A 17,230-nucleotide genomic window follows, 5' to 3' on the forward strand; every position below is an offset into this window, starting at 1 on the left:
TTTATCAATTGAATGGAAAGACGAGCCTCGCACTGTTATGATACACTGGTATATACAGTGAAAAGTGTAAAAAAAGGAGATTGCTACGTGTCCCATTCAGTGATAAAAGTATCAAAATCTGTTATTGAACAAATGAGAGCGTCTTATGGCAGCTCTCTTAGCCCATCTGTCCCTCAAGGAGCCGTTTTTCAGGCAAAGCCCCCCGGCTGTACCATTACAGCTTATCAATCCGGCAAGGTTTTGTTTCAGGGAAAAAACGCCGCCGCAGAATCCGGACGCTGGGGAACTGCAGAAGCACCGAAGGAAAAAAAGACAGCCGTAAAAAAAGCGGCAGATCCGCGCTACGTACCGCCTCAAACGATCGGAATGATGTCAGTCATCGGCTCTGATGAAGTCGGGACAGGCGATTATTTCGGCCCTATGACTGTCGCTTGCGCGTATGTTGATAAATCCAAGCTCGCTTTAATGAAGGAACTCGGTGTAAAGGATTCAAAACACTTAAAGGACCCGCAAATTATCGAAATCGCCAAAAGCCTGATCAAAACCATTCCCTACAGCCTGCTGATTCTGAACAATGAAAAGTACAACAAGCTGCAGGAAAAAGGCATGAGCCAGGGAAAAATGAAAGCACTCCTGCACAATCAGGCAATCGGACATCTATTAAAAAAAATGGACGGCATAAAGCCGGAAGCGATTCTCATTGACCAATTCGCAGAGCCTAGCATTTACTTTAAGCATCTGGCCGGCAAAGACATCGTGAAAGAACGGACTTATTTCAGCACAAAAGCGGAGGGCATTCACCTGTCCGTCGCCGCTGCCTCAATTATCGCGAGGTACTCCTTCTTAATGGAGATGGATAAACTCTCGCGCGAAGCAGGAATGGTGATTCCCAAAGGAGCCGGCCCGCACGTTGATGAAGCTTGCGCAAAACTGATATTGAAAAAAGGAGAAAGCGCGCTCAGGACGTTTACAAAGCTTCATTTTGCAAATACACAGAAGGCGAAGCGCCTTGTTGAGCGTAAACGCTGACCGCATAAAAAAGCTTGCAGATTTCTCTGCAAGCTTTTTATTTAGCCTCTTAAAACAGCCTGATACTTTTCTTCCAAAGCTTTCAGCACTTTTTCATGTGCTTTTGTCACTTCTTCTTCAGTCAATGTTTGTTCAGGGTTTAAGTATTGAAGCGAGAAGGCGACGGATTTTTTGCCTTTTTCCATATGCTCACCTTCGTATACATCAAAGACGGATACTTCTTTCAGAAGCTTTCCTCCCGCTTCTTTAATGACACTTTCAAGCTGTCCGCTTGAGATCGCTGTGTCTGTGACGAGCGCGATGTCACGTGTAACGGATGGATATCTCGGAATAGCCGTGTACACAACAGGCTCTGTTTCCGCTGTTAACAGCGCGTGAAGGTCAAGCTCGAATACATATGTTTCTTTCAAATCAAGTTCTTTTTCCATTGTCGGATGCACTTGGCCGATAAAACCGACCAGCGAGCCGTTCAACAAAATATTCGCCGTCCTGCCGGGATGCATGTTTTTACGCTCTGACTGGACAAATTCAATGCTCGTAAGCATATTTAATTTATCTAACAGCCCTTCTACGATCCCTTTCACCACATAGAAATCAACCGGCTTTTTCTCGCCTTGCCATAGATTTTTATGCCACAATCCGGTTACCGCTCCCGCGACGCGTTCTTTCTCCACCGGCTTTGTGTTCTCCTCCTTCGTTAAGAACACGGAACCGACTTCGTACAGCGCTACTGAATCAGTCTGTCTCGCCAAGTTGTAAGAAACGGATTCAAGCAGATTCGGAATCAGGCTGTGTCTGAGAATGCTTCTTTCTTCACTCATCGGAAGAGACAGCTTGGTGTGAAGTGATTTTTCAATCGCAAATGCGGCTGCTTTTTTTTCATTGGTTAATGAGTATGTCGTCGCTTGTGATAAGCCCGCTCCTTCAAGGAAACGTCTGACTTTTCGGCGTTTCGCCTGATATGGCGTCAATCCGCCTGTCGTTCCCTCCGTTTCAGGAAGTGTCGACGGAATATTATCATAACCGTACAGTCTTGCCGCTTCTTCAATAAGATCCTCTTCGATTTTAATATCGCCCCGGCGTGAAGGAACCGTTACAATCAGCAGGTCTTGTGCTTCTCCGACTGCAAAGCCGAGCCTTTGGTAAATACTGATCATTTCTTCTTTGCTGATCGTCATGCCGAGCACATTGTTGACTTTTTCAACAGAAACATGAATGTTATTGGCTTCGATTGTCAAATGGTTTTCTTCCGCTGTGCCTGACAGAACTTCTCCGCCTGCATACAGATGGATAAGCTGCGCAGCACGTTCAGCGGCAAGCCGGACACGCGCCGGGTCGATTCCTTTTTCAAATCTTACGCTTGATTCGCTTCTCAGGCCAAGATCTTTAGACGCTTTGCGGACCGTCTGCCCATTGAAGTATGCGGCTTCTAGCAAAATCGTGGTTGTATCGTCCCGAACCTCTGATTCCGCTCCGCCCATAACGCCGGCCACAGCCTGGGCTTTTGATCCGTTTGTGATGACAAGGTGATCTGCGGAAAGCTTTCTTTCTTGATCATCCAGCGTGAGAAGTGTTTCATTTTCAGCCGCCTTTCGAATGACAACTTCCTTTGAGCCGAAGCGGTCATAATCAAAAGCGTGGAGCGGCTGACCGTATTCCAATAGAACAAAGTTGGTAATGTCAACTACGTTATTGTGCGGGCGGATGCCTGCATTCATAAGCTTCGTCTGCATCCAAAGCGGTGACGGAGCAATTTTTACATTTTTAATGATTTTTGCCGTATATAACGGATTCGCTTCATGGTCTTCAATTTTCACTGAAATATAGTCAGCTGCTTTTTCAGCACCTTCTGCATAATCCGTTTGCGGAAGTTTGACCTCAGCTTCTAAAATCGCCGCGACTTCATATGCGACACCAAGCATATTCATTGCGTCTGCGCGGTTTGGTGTAAGTCCGAGCTCTAAAATCGCATCGTCAAGCTGAAGGGCTGCTAATGCGTCGCTTCCCGCTTCCGCCTCATTCGGAAAAACGAAGATGCCTTCCGCATATTCCTTCGGCACAAGCTTGCCCTCAACGCCAAGCTCCTGAAGAGAACAAATCATTCCGTTTGACTCTTCACCGCGCAGCTTCGCTTTTTTAATTTTAAAATTGCCCGGAAGCACCGCACCGACTGTCGCGACGGCAACTTTCTGCCCTTTCTCGACATTTGGCGCTCCGCAAATGATTTGTACAGGTTCGTCTGCGCCGATATCCACAAGACACTTATTCAGCTTGTCAGCATTCGGGTGCTGTTCGCGTTCAAGCACATGTCCGATGACAACGCCTTTGATGCCTTCCCCCTTGTACTCGATGCCTTCTACTTCAATACCTGTTCTCGTAATTTTTTCAGCAAGAACAGACGGGTCCATGCCTTTTAGATCAACATAATCTTCTAACCATCTATAAGAAACAAACATCCTTACATCCTCCTCTTACGCCTGTTTAAACTGCGAAATGAATCTGACATCGTTTGTATAGAAATGGCGGATATCATCAATGCCGTATTTCAGCATGGCGATCCGTTCAACGCCCATTCCAAAAGCAAAGCCTTGGTATTCTTCAGGGTCAAAGCCGGCCATTTGAAGCACGTTCGGATGAACCATTCCGGCTCCCAAAATTTCAATCCAGCCCGTACCTTTACATACCGAGCAGCCTGTTCCTCCGCATTTAAAGCACGTCACATCCACTTCTACCGAAGGCTCAGTGAAAGGGAAGAAACTTGGGCGAAGTCTGATTTCACGATCTTCCCCAAACATTTTTTTAGCAACCAATTCAAGGGTTCCTTTTAAATCGCTCATTCTGATATTGCGATCAACGACAAGCCCTTCAATCTGCATAAATTGGTGGGAGTGTGTCGCGTCATCATTATCGCGGCGGTACACTTTACCCGGACAAATGATTTTCACAGGGCCTTTTCCTTTATGCTTTTCCATCGTGCGTGTCTGAACGGGTGAGGTCTGCGTTCTCATCAGCGTCTCTTCTGTGATGTAAAAGCTGTCCTGCATATCGCGTGCAGGGTGTTCTTTCGGAAGATTGAGCGCTTCAAAGTTGTAATAATCCGTTTCCACTTCAGGACCTTCTTCAACGGTATATCCCATGCCGATAAACAAATCTTCAAGCTCTTCAATGACCACTGTGAGAGGATGCCGCCCGCCGCTTTTGGCCGGATTTCCCGGCAGTGTGACATCAATCGTCTGGCCTGCCAGTTTCTTTTTCATTTCTTCTTCTTCAAGGGCGGCGTTCTTTTCAGAAATCGCGGACGCGATGCGTTCTCTTACTTCATTGGCGAGGGCGCCCATTTTCGGCCGTTCCTCAGCAGAAAGCTTTCCCATTCCGCGAAGCACTTCTGTGATCGGCCCTTTTTTTCCGAGGTATTGCACCCGAATGTCGTTGACATCTTTTAATGAGCTTGCTGCTTCTACTTTTTCTACAGCTTCAAGTTCAAGCTGTTTTAGCTTTTCTTCCATCATGTATCCTCCTTTTATGTAAAACCGTACTCGTGTCATATGTCTATAGAAAACAAAAAAACCCGCCCCTTATACAAGGGACGAGTTGTGGCCGCGGTACCACCCTTTTTTGGACAGACTGATCTGTTCTTAGCTTCATTGACATAACGGAAACTCAAGTTCCGGTTCACCTTTACGCGCGTATGGCGCGGTCCCGGCGACAACTCAAGAGGTGAAATCATTCCCGGCTGCAATAAAAATGCTTTCAGTCAGCGGCATTTTTTCCCTGTAAGGCAGCTTTGTAAGAAATGGATGTCCTCTGTCACGGTTTTTAAAAATATTACTACCTATTATAGTGAAATTCACGCATCAGCGCAACACTATCCTCGTAAGTGGTACAGCAGGACGGCAGCGGCAATCGCCACGTTCAGCGATTCGGCCTGTCCGTATAGAGGCACGTACAAGTTCAAGTCGGTTTTTTCTAAAATAGCTGAGTCGACGCCTGCCCCCTCATTGCCGACAATTAAAGCGAATGAGCCTATCGGCGCGGTCTCCTGAAAGGCTGATCCGTTTTGAAGCGATGTCCCGTACACCTTAACGCCGCTTGCTTTCAATTCCTCAATGAAAACGTGCAAATTCCGTTTGACAATCGGAATATGAAAATGGGACCCTTGTGCGGATCGCAGTGTTTTTCCATTATAGGCGTCTACTGTGCCGTCTCCGATCACCACCGCATCCATCCCGGCGGCATCAGCCGTGCGAATCATCGTTCCAAGATTGCCAGGATCTTGCACGGCATCTATCAGCAAAAGCCGCTTATAAGAAGTAAGGCTATCCTCAGGCATGCGGCACACAGCGGCAATCTGCTGCGGCGTTTCAGTCTCTGTCACAGCGGAAAACGCGTCTTCACTTAAGATGTAGCAATGAATGGACATGTCCAGATCGGGGGGAATTTCCCCTTCGTCCTTGACGAGAATTTCCTTTACAGCGCCCTCAGTTTTCAGCGCTTCTTCTACAAGGTGTTCCCCTTCTATAAGAAATGTATTTGTTTTTGTTCGTTCTTTTTTCGTGTGAAGCTTTTTCCAGTCCTTCACTTTTTGGTTTTTGGCCGAATCAATTCGTTTCACTGTCTGCTGTGCTCTCCTTTTTTTAACATGATGTTATTATATCGCAAGAAACGCACATAATAAACCGGGTGCGGGGTTAGAATATACGTATCAAATTTTAGGAAAAAGGAGTTTTTGATATGGATCTTAATTTACGAAATGCCGTTATCGCCAACGTGACCGGCAATAATCAAGAACAGCTTGAGCATACAATCGTCGACGCGATTCAAAGCGGTGAGGAAAAGATGCTTCCGGGGCTTGGCGTATTGTTTGAAGTTCTTTGGCAGCATGCATCTGAAACGGATAAAAATGATATGTTGAAAACACTGGAAGGCGGACTAAAGCCTGCTTAAGGTGTAAACCGGGTGCAGATGCCCGGTTTTTTTATTTTCGCCCTGCGGCTCATTGTATAATAGTGGCTAGGGGGGATCGTTATATGTTATTACAACCTGCTCTGGCAAAAAAAATCATTGCGGAAGTAAAAAAGATGTACGACCGGGAAGTCATTATCGTGAATACGGACGGCAGCATCATCGCAAGCACAAATGATGAACGCATCGGCGGATTCCATGAAGGGGCGCTGATATGTGCAAAAGAGAAACGCAATGTCATCATTACAAAAGAAGATGAAAAGAGATTAAGAGGCGTAAAATCCGGGCTGAATCTCCCTGTCTTTTCAGGCCATCATGTGACTGCTGTTTTCGGCTTGACCGGTGAACCGGAAGAGATACAGCCATACGGGGAGCTGCTGCGGAAAATGACCGAACTGTTCATTAAAGAATCACGGCATCTTGAGCAAATCCAATGGCAGGCCAGAACGCTGGAATCCTTTATGATTGATTGGCTGCAATTGCGGGAATGGTCACCTGGTTTTTTAGAAAAAGCACAGCTGTTGGGCGTCGATCTGACATCGCAGCGGCGCATTATCTTAATTCAAGGGGAAGAAGAATTTACCCGGCATGACATAGAACAAATGACGCATTTATGGAAAAACGACTGTCCTTCCGATCTTTTTGTACGTTGGGGAAATGAAAGGATTCTGATCAATCACGAAGTTTCGGAAAGCGATAAAAAGGAACAGCTGTTACGGCACATTAACTCCCTCTGTTCGTTTGCTGAGAGCGCGGGAAATGGGCAGCATGTCTCAGCCGGCGTCGGGCAGGCTGTTATAAGCTCACGTGTGGTACGGTCATACGAACAAGCCGAAAAAGCGCTCTCTGTCAGTATCAAACGCCGTACTGCCGTATGTGAGGAGGATCTTAAGCTGGACATGTGCCTTGCTGAAATCAGGCCGGCAACCCGGGGTGAATTTTCCAGAAGGGTGCTACAGAAGACAGTGGACAACGAAGAGCTCATGAAGACCGTGCGCACACTGTTTAGCAGGCACTTGTCTTTAAAACAGACGGCAGAAACGCTTCATATCCACATTAATACATTGCGCTATCGTCTCGAAAAATTGGAAAACTTAACTGGATGCAGCTTTAACCGGACAGAAGATATCGTTACCTTATATTTGGCGCTATATTTTTTAGATGATCATACAAATCAAATAAATACAGAGGCCAATTTTTCAGATGTTTCTCCATATTAAACACTTCTTTTTTTCTTTACAATAGATTGAAAGCGTTTTTCTGACCAGAGGGGGAAGGACATAGTGATATCTAATGAGGTAAAGAAACAGTTGATAGAGGTGGCAGGAGAGGAAAACTATGATGATTCAAAATCGGGCCGCCTCGTGTATTCCTATGATGCGGCTCCGCAATTCCAGTCAATGCCTGATGCTGTCATCGCGCCGCGTGACAAATATGAAGTCTCGCGTATTTTAACCATTTGCAATAAGCATCGCATACCGATTGTACCGAGAGGCTCAGGCACAAATCTGTGCGGCGGCACTTGTCCGACTGAAGGAGGCCTTGTTCTTTTATTTAAACACATGAACCGAATTCTTGACATTGATGAAGAAAATTTGACCATCACTGTCCAGCCGGGCGTGATTACGCTTGATATGATTCTACTGGCGGAAAGCAAGCAATTGTTTTATCCGCCTGATCCGAGTTCTATGAAAATATCTACGATAGGCGGAAATATTAACGAAAATTCCGGCGGCCTTCGCGGGTTAAAATACGGCGTCACCCGTGACTATGTAATGGGCCTAGAAGTCGTGCTGGCAAACGGGGATATCATCCGCACAGGCGGAAAGCTTGCAAAAGACGTAGCGGGATATGATCTGACGCGCCTTTTTGTCGGATCAGAAGGAACACTCGGCATCGTAACGGAAGCCATATTGAAATTAGTGCCAAAGCCGGAAACGAAGAAAACATTACTCGCACTCTATGAAAATATTGATGCCGCCGCTCAGACGGTATCCGCCATTATTGCGGAAAAATTGATACCGGCCACACTTGAATTTCTCGATCAGCCGACATTACAGGTCATCGAGGATTATGCCAAAATCGGGCTGCCCACAAATGCCAAGGCCGTCCTTTTGATTGAACAGGACGGGTCTTATGATACTGTCGCACGTGACATGGAAAAAATTGAGGCGATTTGCAAAAAAGGCGCAGCCGTATCCGTTCAGGCCGCTCAAACGGAGGAAGAAGCGTTCGCCCTGACCGAAGCGCGGCGCTCCGCCCTTTCCGCACTTGCCCGATTGAAACCGACAACCATCTTGGAGGATGCCACCGTTCCGCGGTCAGAAATCGCAAATATGGTCAAAGCGATTAACGATATCGCCGCTAAATACGACCTATCCATTTGCACATTCGGGCATGCGGGAGACGGCAACCTCCATCCGACCTGCACGACTGATTTAAGAAATACGGATGAAATGGAACGTGTCGAACGGGCATTTGAAGAGATTTTTGAAAAGGCCATTGAACTCGGCGGAACCATTACCGGAGAACATGGGGTCGGGGTTGTGAAAGCCCCTTACTTAGAGATGAAGCTGAAAAAAGAAGGCATTTCGGCGATGAAGGCGGTAAAAACCGCGTTTGATCCGCACAATATCTTAAATCCGGGCAAAATGTTTGCAAGTGATTCCAGAAAACGAGTGGTGGTAGAGAGATGACAACGGCAAAAGAAATGGAGCAGATACAAACAGAATTCAAGGAACGCATGGATGAAGGAGAGCTGCTGAATTGCATGCGCTGCGGTTTCTGTCTCCCGTCCTGCCCAACATATATTGAATCAGGATTTCAGGAATCCCACTCGCCGAGGGGCCGCATTGCTTTAATGAAGGCTGTAGTTGACGGCAAGATTGAGCCTGATGAGGATGTCGAACGATCGCTTGCGCTTTGCCTCGGATGCCGCGCCTGTGAACCTGTCTGTCCGTCAGGCGTCAATTACGGCCAGCTTCTTGAAGAAGCGAGAGATATCATTAATCAAAATAAAAAACACTCGCTCGGTGTGCGGCTTATTAGAAAAACGGCTTTTAAAGAGCTGTTTCCGCATCAAAACCGAATGCGTACCGCCGCCGGCCTTATCGGTTTATATCAGCGGTCGGGATTGCAGGCAGCGGTCCGAAAAACAGGGATGCTCCGTATATTGCCGGAACATCTGCGCACGATGGAAAAGGTTCTGCCGCCTGTGCCTAAAAGCAAAGAAATGAAAAATCGCCCCCGTATACTGCCGGCGATCGGCCCGGCTAAAAAACGTGTCGCCTTTTTCTCCGGCTGCTTAATGGATACGATGTTTTTGCCAACCAACGACGCTACCGCCAAGCTGCTGCAGCTGGCCGGGTGCGATATCGTCATACCTGATGACCAGGCGTGCTGCGGAGCACTGCACGGGCACAGCGGTGAAAAAGAATTGGGGAAAGAGCTGGCCAAACGAAATATCATGGCCTTTGAAGCGCTTGAGGCGGATTATATCATTACCAACGCCGGGGGATGCGGCGCCTTTCTCATTGAATATGACCATTTGCTGAAAGACGATCCTGAGTGGTCAGAACGCGCTGCGGTATTTGTCCAAAAACTAAAAGACTTTTCATCCGTGCTGGTCGAGCTTGATTTTGATAAAAAAGGGTTGAAGCTTGAGACACCTCAAGTGATCACCTATCAAGACTCCTGCCACCTGCGAAATGTCATGCATACATCCAAAGAACCGCGCAAGCTCCTAAAAAGCATTGAAGGAGCGGAATTCAGAGAAATGGAAAAAGCGGATAGCTGCTGCGGCTCAGCGGGAATTTACAATATTGTTGAATCAGACATGTCTATGAAAATCTTAGACAGCAAAATGCGCACCGCAAAAGCAACGCATGCCGCTGTGATTGTCACGGCCAATCCAGGCTGTCTTTTACAAATGAAGCTCGGCATTGAACGGGAAGGCTTGGGCGGACAGGTTCGGGCGGTCCACCTTGCGGATTTATTGCTGGAAGCCGCTGAATCAGAACCGATAACTGACAAAAGCCAACACATTTAACACGAGTCGGCTTTTGTCATCCTTTAAATGGGGCTGTCTCACGTATTTAGGGATGATTTATTCTACAGGGCTGCAAATTTCAATATAATGGCCGTCGGGGTCCGCAACATAGGCGACCGTCTGGCCCCACGGCTTTACTTTTGGCTCAGACAGAATGGAGACGCCTTCTCCTCTTAATTTCTCAATCACTGCGCCCACATCTTCAGTCACAAACCCCAATTCAAATGTTTGTGAATATCCCGCTTCCTCCGGTATTTCCAGCGGGGTAATTTCCCTCACATTCTTTCTCGTATTAAAAGCCAATACCTGAGAGCCTGTATCAAACTCTACATACGTATCATGCTGGGCTCGAACCGTCAGCCCTAAAATATCTTTGTAAAAATGCAGCGAGCGTTCCCCGTCCGACACATAGAGAATAACGTACCTCATGGATAGATTCATATTCTTCTTGCCTCCTTTTATTGTTCTATCATTCTGCTTCTCCCCCATCTTCTCCTTTTTTATTTTTTAGTTGAAAAATCAGATGCAGAAAGATACTCCCCCACATGAGTTAGAGCCTGTTTAGAAAACAGGCTCTTGGTCAACTTGGTATTCACGCTCATTATCCCGGAATGGATGCTTCCATTCTTAAACTCGGATCACGCCACATTTGGGCCCATTTTTTCACAGCCGCAATGATGATTACCAAACCTAACAGGAGCATAATGATGGATAAAGCCCCATTCAGAACACTGTATCCCGCCGCTTCCGGATTTAAGTATACGTAACGCACCATCCAATACCCTGCATAGTTGACGGTGACATATAAATAGGCTAGCGGAATCAGGCATGTCAGGATATAACGCCGCTTATCAGCAATTTTCAGCACAATCGTCGCGCCGATAATTAATCCGACAGATGCCATGAGCTGATTGGAAACGCCAAACAGCGCCCAAATGGAGCCGATATCGCCTGAATAAAGAAGGTATCCCCACATCAAGCAGGCCAGTGCGCTGGCAAATACAGATCCGGGAAGCCAGTCTGTTTTTTTCAAAGGCTTATAAACCTCTCCGAAAAAGTCTTGAATTAAATAGCGGGCCACACGGGTCCCTGCATCAATAGCCGTTAAAATAAAGACCGCTTCAAACATAATGACGAATTGGAAAAAATATGAGGCCAGATGGCTGAAAAACGGCATTCCGGTAAAAATATAAGTCATGCCGACAGCAAGTGTAACGGCGCCTCCTGTTCTCCCTTCTAAATCCAGGCCGATTTCACGGCTTAATTCAGGCAAGTGTACAACATTCATTCCAAGCGTACGAAATACTTCCGGCGTGCTGTTGATCGCAAAATAATCAGCAGGCTGCAAGGCGGTGGCCGCGATCAGCGCCATGATGCCGACAAGACACTCCACAAGCATCGCGCCAAAGGCGACCGGCTTCATGTCACTCCATTTATTAAGCATTTTCGGCGTTGTTCCCGAACCGACAAACGCGTGAAATCCTGAGATCGCCCCACAAGCGATCGTAATCGAAATAAACGGCCAGACAGGTCCCGCAAGCACCGGCCCTCCGCCTTTTACAAACTCCGTAAACGCCGGAAACGGAATAGCTGGATTTACAATAAACACTCCCGCAATCAGTGCGATAAATACCCCTATTTTCATAAAGCTGCTTAAATAATCCCTGGGAGCGAGCAGAAGCCATACAGGAAGCGCCGCCGCAAAGAAAGCATAGACCGGCAGCGCAATTGCAAGCGTTTTCGTTTCAAGGGTCAGGATATCTCCCAGCGCGGTTGTCTGCACCCATGGACCAATAAATACCCCTGCCAATAAAAAGAGGAATCCCACAGTGGAAGCGAGCTTTAGATTTCCGGTTTTTTTATAATAAATACCGACGCCCATCGCTATTGGAATGGTAATACCAACGGCAAATGTCCCCCAGGGATTGCGTTCCAAAGCATGGAGCACAACCATTGACAATCCTGCCATCGTGATTGTGATAATAAACAGCATTGAAAGCCCCGTACAAAAACCCGCGACAGGCCCAAGCTCGTCTTTCGCCACTTCTGACAGCGATTTTCCGTTTTTCCGCATGGACGCGAACAAGACGACTATATCATGAACGGCTCCCCCGATAACCGCTCCGATTAACAGCCATAACAGCCCGGGCAAATAACCGAATTGCGCTGCAAGTATCGGCCCGACAAGAGGACCGGCAGCGGCTATGGCGGCAAAATGGTGGCCGAAACGTGACCCATTTATTCGTAGGCACATAGTCTTTTCCATCTTCGTGTGTGTGAGCCGGCGTCGGTTTGTCATCATTCACTTTCAGTACCTTTACCATCATAAAGGTTCCATATAAACGATAAGCGATCGCCAATATACACATTGACGCTATCACAATTGTAACCGCATTCATTTTTCCCCATCCCCTTTGCTGTTTTTTACAAATATATCACAATTCAGGGACTAAAGGCGGTGGTTTTTCCATTTCCCATGAGAAAAAGCCGGCTGATGGTGCCGGCTTACTTGAATGTGCATGATTACTTTTGAAGACGGATCACATTCCATGAAAGCGGTGTGAAATGAACTTTCAGTTCGCCTTCTGACTTAGAAGATGTTCCATTGGCATGCGGTACGACATTTTTTCTGTTTTTTTGATTTGTTGCTTTGATATCTTCATGTTCAAGCACAATATGCTCGATGATGCGATAGGATTCAAACCCCCTTAACGACATGTCTGTCTCCATCGGTTCCTCACTCTTATTCACAGCAAAAACCGTCAGTGTCTGATCCTCATCATGATAAACGGCAGCCGCATCCACATATGGCACATCCGTAAAGTCTGCACAGTCATACTTTGGAGAAGAGATAATCGGCTTAAGCGATTCCCCTCTTCCGTAAACAGAGGCATGCATGTACGGATAGAAAATCGGCTGTCTCCATGCTTCTCCGCCTTTTTCAGTCATAATAGGCGCAATCACATTCACAAGCTGTGCGAGACATGCAATTTTCACACGGTCAGCGTGCTGCAAAATCGTAATGAGAAGCGAGCCGATCAATAAAGCATCTTCGAAATTATAAATATCTTCCAAAATCGGCGGCGCTTCCATCCATGGCTCTACTTTTTTATCAGCTTCGTTAGAGTGGTACCACACATTCCACTCATCTAATGAAAGATGAATGGTTTTTTTACTGCGTTTTTTCGCCTTCATATAGTCGCATGTCGCGGCAACAGACTTAATAAAGTGGTCCAGATCCATGGAGCGGGCTAAATAGTTTGGCAGGTTGTTATCCCGGTTTCCGTAGTACGTATGAAGGGAGATGTAATCCACATGATCATACGTATGCTCAAGCACCTTCGCTTCCCAATCAATAAATGTCGGCATACTGCTGTTTGAACTGCCGCAGGCAACCAATTCAATCGAAGGATCCACCCATTTCATGACTTTTGCCGTCTCAGCAGCAAGCCTTCCGTATTCCTCTGCTGTTTTATGTCCGATCTGCCACGGGCCGTCCATCTCATTTCCTAAGCACCATGTCTTAATTCCGTAAGGTGCTTCATAACCGTGGGACCTTCTCAAATCACTCCAATAAGAACCTGACGGATGATTGCAGTATTCCACGAGGTTGCGGGCTGCGTCCATGCCTCTCGTGCCAAGATTGACAGCCATGTTGACCTCGGTGTTCACCTTTTTGGCCCAGGATAAAAATTCATTCGTACCCACTTGATTTGTCTCCGTCGTTTTCCATGCCAGATCAAGCCGCCTTGGACGGTCTTTAACAGGGCCTACGCCGTCCTCCCAGTTGTAGCCGGATAAAAAGTTGCCGCCCGGATACCGAATCAGAGGCACCTGCAATTCTTTAATGAGCGACTGGACGTCCTTTCGAAAACCTGATTCATCTGCTTGAGGATGATCCGGTTCGTAGATGCCTTCATATACCGCCCGGCCCATATGCTCGATAAATGAGCCGTAGATACGCTTATCTACTTGACCGATTTTATACTCTTTATCTATGATCATTCCCGCTTTTTTCATATTGTTTCCTCCTAATTTATATTATCCTTTTACCCCGCCCACTGTCAGTCCGGAGATAAAATACTTTTGGAAAAACAAGAAGATAATGATTACCGGTAAAATCGCAAAGACTGAGCCGGAAATCAGCATGTCATAGTTGTTGCCGTATGGACTGAGCAAACTTGACAGCCCGATTGGAAGCGTAAACATTTCTTTTGACCGAAGCACAATGAGCGGCCAGAGGAAGTTATTCCAGCTGTTCAGGGACTGAAGGATAATCATCGCCCCAAAGGCCGGCTTCATGAGCGGCGCCATAATTCTGAAAAAGATGCCAAATTCCGTACACCCATCCATCCGCGCCGAGTCCAGCAGGTCTTTCGGCAGTCCGAGCGCATATTGCCTGAAAAAGAAAACCGCGACAGGCGAGACAATGAAAGGCAAAATCACACCCGTATAGGAATCGATCAGATGCAGCCCCACTGTCAGCTTAAATAACGGAAGCATCATAACTTCAAGCGGCACCATCATAATGATGAGCACCAGAACAAAGATCAGGTTCCTGCCTTTAAATTCATATACCGCAAGCCCGTAACCAATCATTGAAGAAAAAAACAGAGTTAACACCGTTGTTAATAAACCCAAAACAATGCTGTTAAAAAACCATTTGAAATAAATGCTGCCGCCATGAAATAAAAACGTGTAATTATCAAAACTCAGCACATCCGGATCTATTTTCAAATTCAGCCCGATCCGCAAAAGCTCTGACGACGGCTTTAATGAACCTAACAGCAAACAGAGCATCGGAAAAATATACAGCAGGCTCAGCATGATAAAAAACAGAGTCAGAGCGATTCTGTAAACGGCAAACCGGTTGCTGTTCTGCATAGATTACCCCTCCCCCTTAAACGAACCTGACAGTTTTAAAGAAATCAGGCTGACAATAAGAATAACGAGCAAAAGCACAATCCCGATCGCCGCTCCGTACCCCATTTCATTGTAAGCAAGCCCTTGCTGATACAAATACCCGACAAGCGTGAGGCCGATATTACCCGGGGAATTATTTTGCCAAAGAACATAGCTCTCTTCGAACATCCTAAATCCGCCGATAATGCTGATCGTCAGGACATATACCGATACAGGCTTTAAGAACGGCAAAGTGATATGGCGAAATTTTTTCATTGTATTTGCTCCGTCGATATCAGCCGCCTCATACAGCTCTTTCGGCACATTTTGCAGCCCCGCTAAAAAGTACAGTATATTAATACCCATCCATCTCCATGAAGCAAGCATGACCATCAGAAACATGCCGGTGTGCTCATCGTTCAGCCAATTTCGCGGAGAAACGCCGATTTTAATAAGGAATGAATTGGCCAGTGACGTATCCATTTCTCCGTAAATCAGGCGAAAAATAATCCCTGCAACAATGGTGGATGTCAAAGCCGGGATAAACAGCGCCGATTTAAATACGTTTCTGAACTTTACTAATTTTGAATTCAGAAGGATGGCCAGAAGCAATGGAACCGGGATCAACACAATCAGTGTCCAAACCGTATATTCCAGCGTATTAAAAAGAGCTGTATAGAATGTCGGATTAAGAAGTGAGGTGTAGTTGGAAAGTCCGACAAACGAAACCTCCCCCGGCAGTATTCTTTGAAAGCTCATGATGAAAACACTGATGATAGGGTACAGAAAGAAAATAAGAAATGAGATGACAAATGGAGCTGTAAACAGATAAGGCGCCGCTTTTTTCGAGTACAAGACACTCCGCCAGACGGATTCCTTCGCCGTTGAGGGAACGGGTTGAACCGTCCCCGTCTTCACAGGTTTCATAGAGAACCTCCCCGCTTTCATGTTTTGAATACGAGTCTATTTATCTTTTAATTCACCTGCCGCCCTGTCTAAGGCTTCTTCAGGCGTTTTTTGCTGTGTCTTGAGCGCGTCGAACAGCACATTCCTGATCATGAGATCAGATGCCTTGGCGAAATCCTCATCTAAATAGATCGGATTAATTTCATCCTTAATATCGAGAAGCACAGAGAAAATGTCAGTTCCGTTTTGAAAGTAATCTGTGTATTGATTTTTCTCTTTTAATTCTTTCGAATCCCACACATCCCACCGGAGCGGATCAAACCCCAGCACACTCCAAAGCTTTTTATTCCCTTCCTTGGAGCCTTTCGCAAAGACCAGGAACTCTTTTGCCAATTCTTCGTGTTTCGCTTGTTTCGGCACGACTGTGGCCGTTCCGCCAAGACCTGCTGAGCGGTCGCCGCCTTCTTCCCACGCCGGAAGCGGCCGTATCGCCATCTTCCCTTTTAAATCCGGCATATAATCTATAAACCTTCCCATATACCAGATAGGCATAAGAACGGAAGCCGCTCCTCCCTGATTCATAAATCCGTAGTATTCTTCACTATGATGTCCGCCGCCGGGTGCAGCGATCGTCGTTTTATCATTGATCATGTCTTTTAAAAATTGAAGAGTTTTTGCATTTGTTTTGTTATTGATGATCAGCTTTCCATCTTTATCAAAGTAACCTGAGTTTTGCTGTGAGATCATGGAGAGGAACGTGCCGGAATCATTCGTTTCCACCGTTCCCATCGGCTTGCCGGTCGCCTTGCGTACTTTCTGGCCGGCTTTCCGGTAATCATCCCACGTTTTGATATCATCGGGATTGACACCCGCCTTTTTCATAATGTCCATGTTATAAAACATCACTGTCGTCCCTACATGTGTATCAAGCCCGTAAAGCTTTCTGTCTTTACTGTATAAAGTAAGCCTCGCCTCAACGAACTTGTCCCGGTCCTTTTGGATAAGAGGCGTTAAATCGGCAAGCGGAATGTCCGAGCCTTTCAAAAAGTTCGAAAACCGTGCTAATTCAACATCCGCGATATCCGGCAGGCCCTCTCCCGCTATTAATGAAATGGAGAGATTGTCGTGCATTTGGCCGTATGGATAAACAACCGTGTTTAATTTAATTTTTCGATCTGGATACTTCGCATTCCACTCTTTCACCATTTCCAGATAAAACTGTTCATGAAGTCCGTTAAATGTCCAAAAGGTCAGCTCCGTTTCACCCGAATTCCCGGATGACCGTTCTGCTGCGCACCCGGCTAATAATGATGTGAGGAGCATAATAAGCAAAAGAAAACAGGCAGTCATTTTTTTCATCTTGTTACCCCTTCCGCTGGAGGT

At 46.5% G+C, this 17,230-nt stretch carries 13 protein-coding genes and 1 pseudogene; 5 read left to right on the forward strand and 9 right to left on the reverse strand.

Translation table 11 applies throughout. From position 1 onward, the window contains the following. Positions 1-87: 87 nt before the first annotated feature. Positions 88-1,029: a ribonuclease HIII gene (rnhC, locus tag AXI57_RS12640; RefSeq protein ID WP_003325172.1), complete on the forward strand. Its 942-nt coding sequence runs from the start codon at positions 88-90 to the stop codon at positions 1,027-1,029. A 41-nt stretch (positions 1,030-1,070) separates the two neighbouring features. Here rnhC and pheT read toward each other — a convergent pair whose 3' ends face one another. The 3 genes from pheT to AXI57_RS12655 all read right to left on the reverse strand — a co-directional run bounded on the left by pheT (position 1,071) and on the right by AXI57_RS12655 (position 5,641). Further along, the gene (gene pheT, locus AXI57_RS12645) at positions 1,071-3,485 is read right to left on the reverse strand and encodes a phenylalanine--tRNA ligase subunit beta (protein ID WP_061670278.1); all 2,415 of its coding nucleotides are present in this window, start codon (positions 3,483-3,485) and stop codon (positions 1,071-1,073) included. A 15-nt stretch (positions 3,486-3,500) separates the two neighbouring features. Further along, on the reverse strand, positions 3,501-4,535 hold the full coding sequence (pheS, locus tag AXI57_RS12650; protein WP_003325170.1) for a phenylalanine--tRNA ligase subunit alpha: 1,035 nt from the start codon (positions 4,533-4,535) through the stop codon (positions 3,501-3,503). A 359-nt stretch (positions 4,536-4,894) separates the two neighbouring features. Further along, positions 4,895-5,641, reverse strand: coding sequence for a TrmH family RNA methyltransferase (locus tag AXI57_RS12655; RefSeq protein WP_061670279.1), 747 nt, complete (start codon positions 5,639-5,641; stop codon positions 4,895-4,897). A gap of 119 nt (positions 5,642-5,760) precedes the next feature. Between AXI57_RS12655 and sspI the strand changes: the two genes are divergently transcribed. The 4 genes from sspI (at position 5,761) to AXI57_RS12675 (ending at position 10,039) form a co-directional block, all read left to right on the forward strand. After that, positions 5,761-5,973: a small acid-soluble spore protein SspI gene (gene sspI / locus AXI57_RS12660; protein WP_003325168.1), complete on the forward strand. Its 213-nt coding sequence runs from the start codon at positions 5,761-5,763 to the stop codon at positions 5,971-5,973. Between the two features lie 83 nt (positions 5,974-6,056). After that, positions 6,057-7,211, forward strand: a complete 1,155-nt coding sequence (locus AXI57_RS12665; RefSeq protein ID WP_061670280.1) for a CdaR family transcriptional regulator — start codon at positions 6,057-6,059, stop codon at positions 7,209-7,211. 63 nt (positions 7,212-7,274) lie between these two features. Continuing rightward, the gene (glcD, locus tag AXI57_RS12670; RefSeq protein WP_061670281.1) at positions 7,275-8,687 is read left to right on the forward strand and encodes a glycolate oxidase subunit GlcD; all 1,413 of its coding nucleotides are present in this window, start codon (positions 7,275-7,277) and stop codon (positions 8,685-8,687) included. Continuing rightward, on the forward strand, positions 8,684-10,039 hold the full coding sequence (locus AXI57_RS12675; RefSeq protein ID WP_061670282.1) for a (Fe-S)-binding protein: 1,356 nt from the start codon (positions 8,684-8,686) through the stop codon (positions 10,037-10,039). Before glcD ends, AXI57_RS12675 begins: the two co-directional genes overlap by 4 nt. 57 nt (positions 10,040-10,096) lie before the next feature. Here AXI57_RS12675 and AXI57_RS12680 read toward each other — a convergent pair whose 3' ends face one another. The 6 genes and pseudogenes from AXI57_RS12680 to AXI57_RS12705 all read right to left on the reverse strand — a co-directional run bounded on the left by AXI57_RS12680 (position 10,097) and on the right by AXI57_RS12705 (position 17,206). Continuing rightward, complete coding sequence (locus AXI57_RS12680; protein WP_371845833.1) at positions 10,097-10,408, reverse strand: VOC family protein; 312 nt, start codon at positions 10,406-10,408, stop codon at positions 10,097-10,099. Between the two features lie 232 nt (positions 10,409-10,640). Then, positions 10,641-12,438, reverse strand: a pseudogene (cstA, locus tag AXI57_RS12685) (carbon starvation protein CstA). 124 nt (positions 12,439-12,562) lie between these two features. After that, the gene (gene arfA, locus AXI57_RS12690; RefSeq protein ID WP_061670284.1) at positions 12,563-14,059 is read right to left on the reverse strand and encodes an arabinosylfuranosidase ArfA; all 1,497 of its coding nucleotides are present in this window, start codon (positions 14,057-14,059) and stop codon (positions 12,563-12,565) included. Between the two features lie 21 nt (positions 14,060-14,080). After that, positions 14,081-14,923 (reverse strand): arabinooligosaccharides ABC transporter permease AraQ, encoded by an 843-nt coding sequence (locus AXI57_RS12695; protein ID WP_010789431.1) that lies wholly within the window; start codon positions 14,921-14,923, stop codon positions 14,081-14,083. Positions 14,924-14,926: 3 nt separating this feature from the next. After that, positions 14,927-15,868 (reverse strand): arabinooligosaccharides ABC transporter permease AraP, encoded by a 942-nt coding sequence (locus AXI57_RS12700; protein ID WP_061670285.1) that lies wholly within the window; start codon positions 15,866-15,868, stop codon positions 14,927-14,929. Between the two features lie 36 nt (positions 15,869-15,904). Beyond that, on the reverse strand, positions 15,905-17,206 hold the full coding sequence (locus AXI57_RS12705; protein ID WP_061670286.1) for an arabinooligosaccharides ABC transporter substrate-binding protein AraN: 1,302 nt from the start codon (positions 17,204-17,206) through the stop codon (positions 15,905-15,907). Positions 17,207-17,230 lie beyond the last annotated feature (24 nt).

This window comes from Bacillus atrophaeus (assembly GCF_001584335.1).
GTDB classification, from domain to species: Bacteria; Bacillota; Bacilli; order Bacillales; family Bacillaceae; genus Bacillus; species Bacillus atrophaeus.

Coding starts and splice junctions, on each gene's coding strand:
- pheT (WP_061670278.1), bottom strand. CDS start 3,485: ATGTTTGTTTCTTATAGATGGTTAGAAGATTATGTTGATCTAAAAGGC.
- pheS (WP_003325170.1), bottom strand. CDS start 4,535: ATGGAAGAAAAGCTAAAACAGCTTGAACTTGAAGCTGTAGAAAAAGTA.
- sspI (WP_003325168.1), top strand. CDS start 5,761: ATGGATCTTAATTTACGAAATGCCGTTATCGCCAACGTGACCGGCAAT.
- AXI57_RS12665 (WP_061670280.1), top strand. CDS start 6,057: ATGTTATTACAACCTGCTCTGGCAAAAAAAATCATTGCGGAAGTAAAA.
- AXI57_RS12675 (WP_061670282.1), top strand. CDS start 8,684: ATGACAACGGCAAAAGAAATGGAGCAGATACAAACAGAATTCAAGGAA.
- arfA (WP_061670284.1), bottom strand. CDS start 14,059: ATGAAAAAAGCGGGAATGATCATAGATAAAGAGTATAAAATCGGTCAA.
- AXI57_RS12695 (WP_010789431.1), bottom strand. CDS start 14,923: ATGCAGAACAGCAACCGGTTTGCCGTTTACAGAATCGCTCTGACTCTG.
- AXI57_RS12700 (WP_061670285.1), bottom strand. CDS start 15,868: ATGAAACCTGTGAAGACGGGGACGGTTCAACCCGTTCCCTCAACGGCG.
- AXI57_RS12705 (WP_061670286.1), bottom strand. CDS start 17,206: ATGAAAAAAATGACTGCCTGTTTTCTTTTGCTTATTATGCTCCTCACA.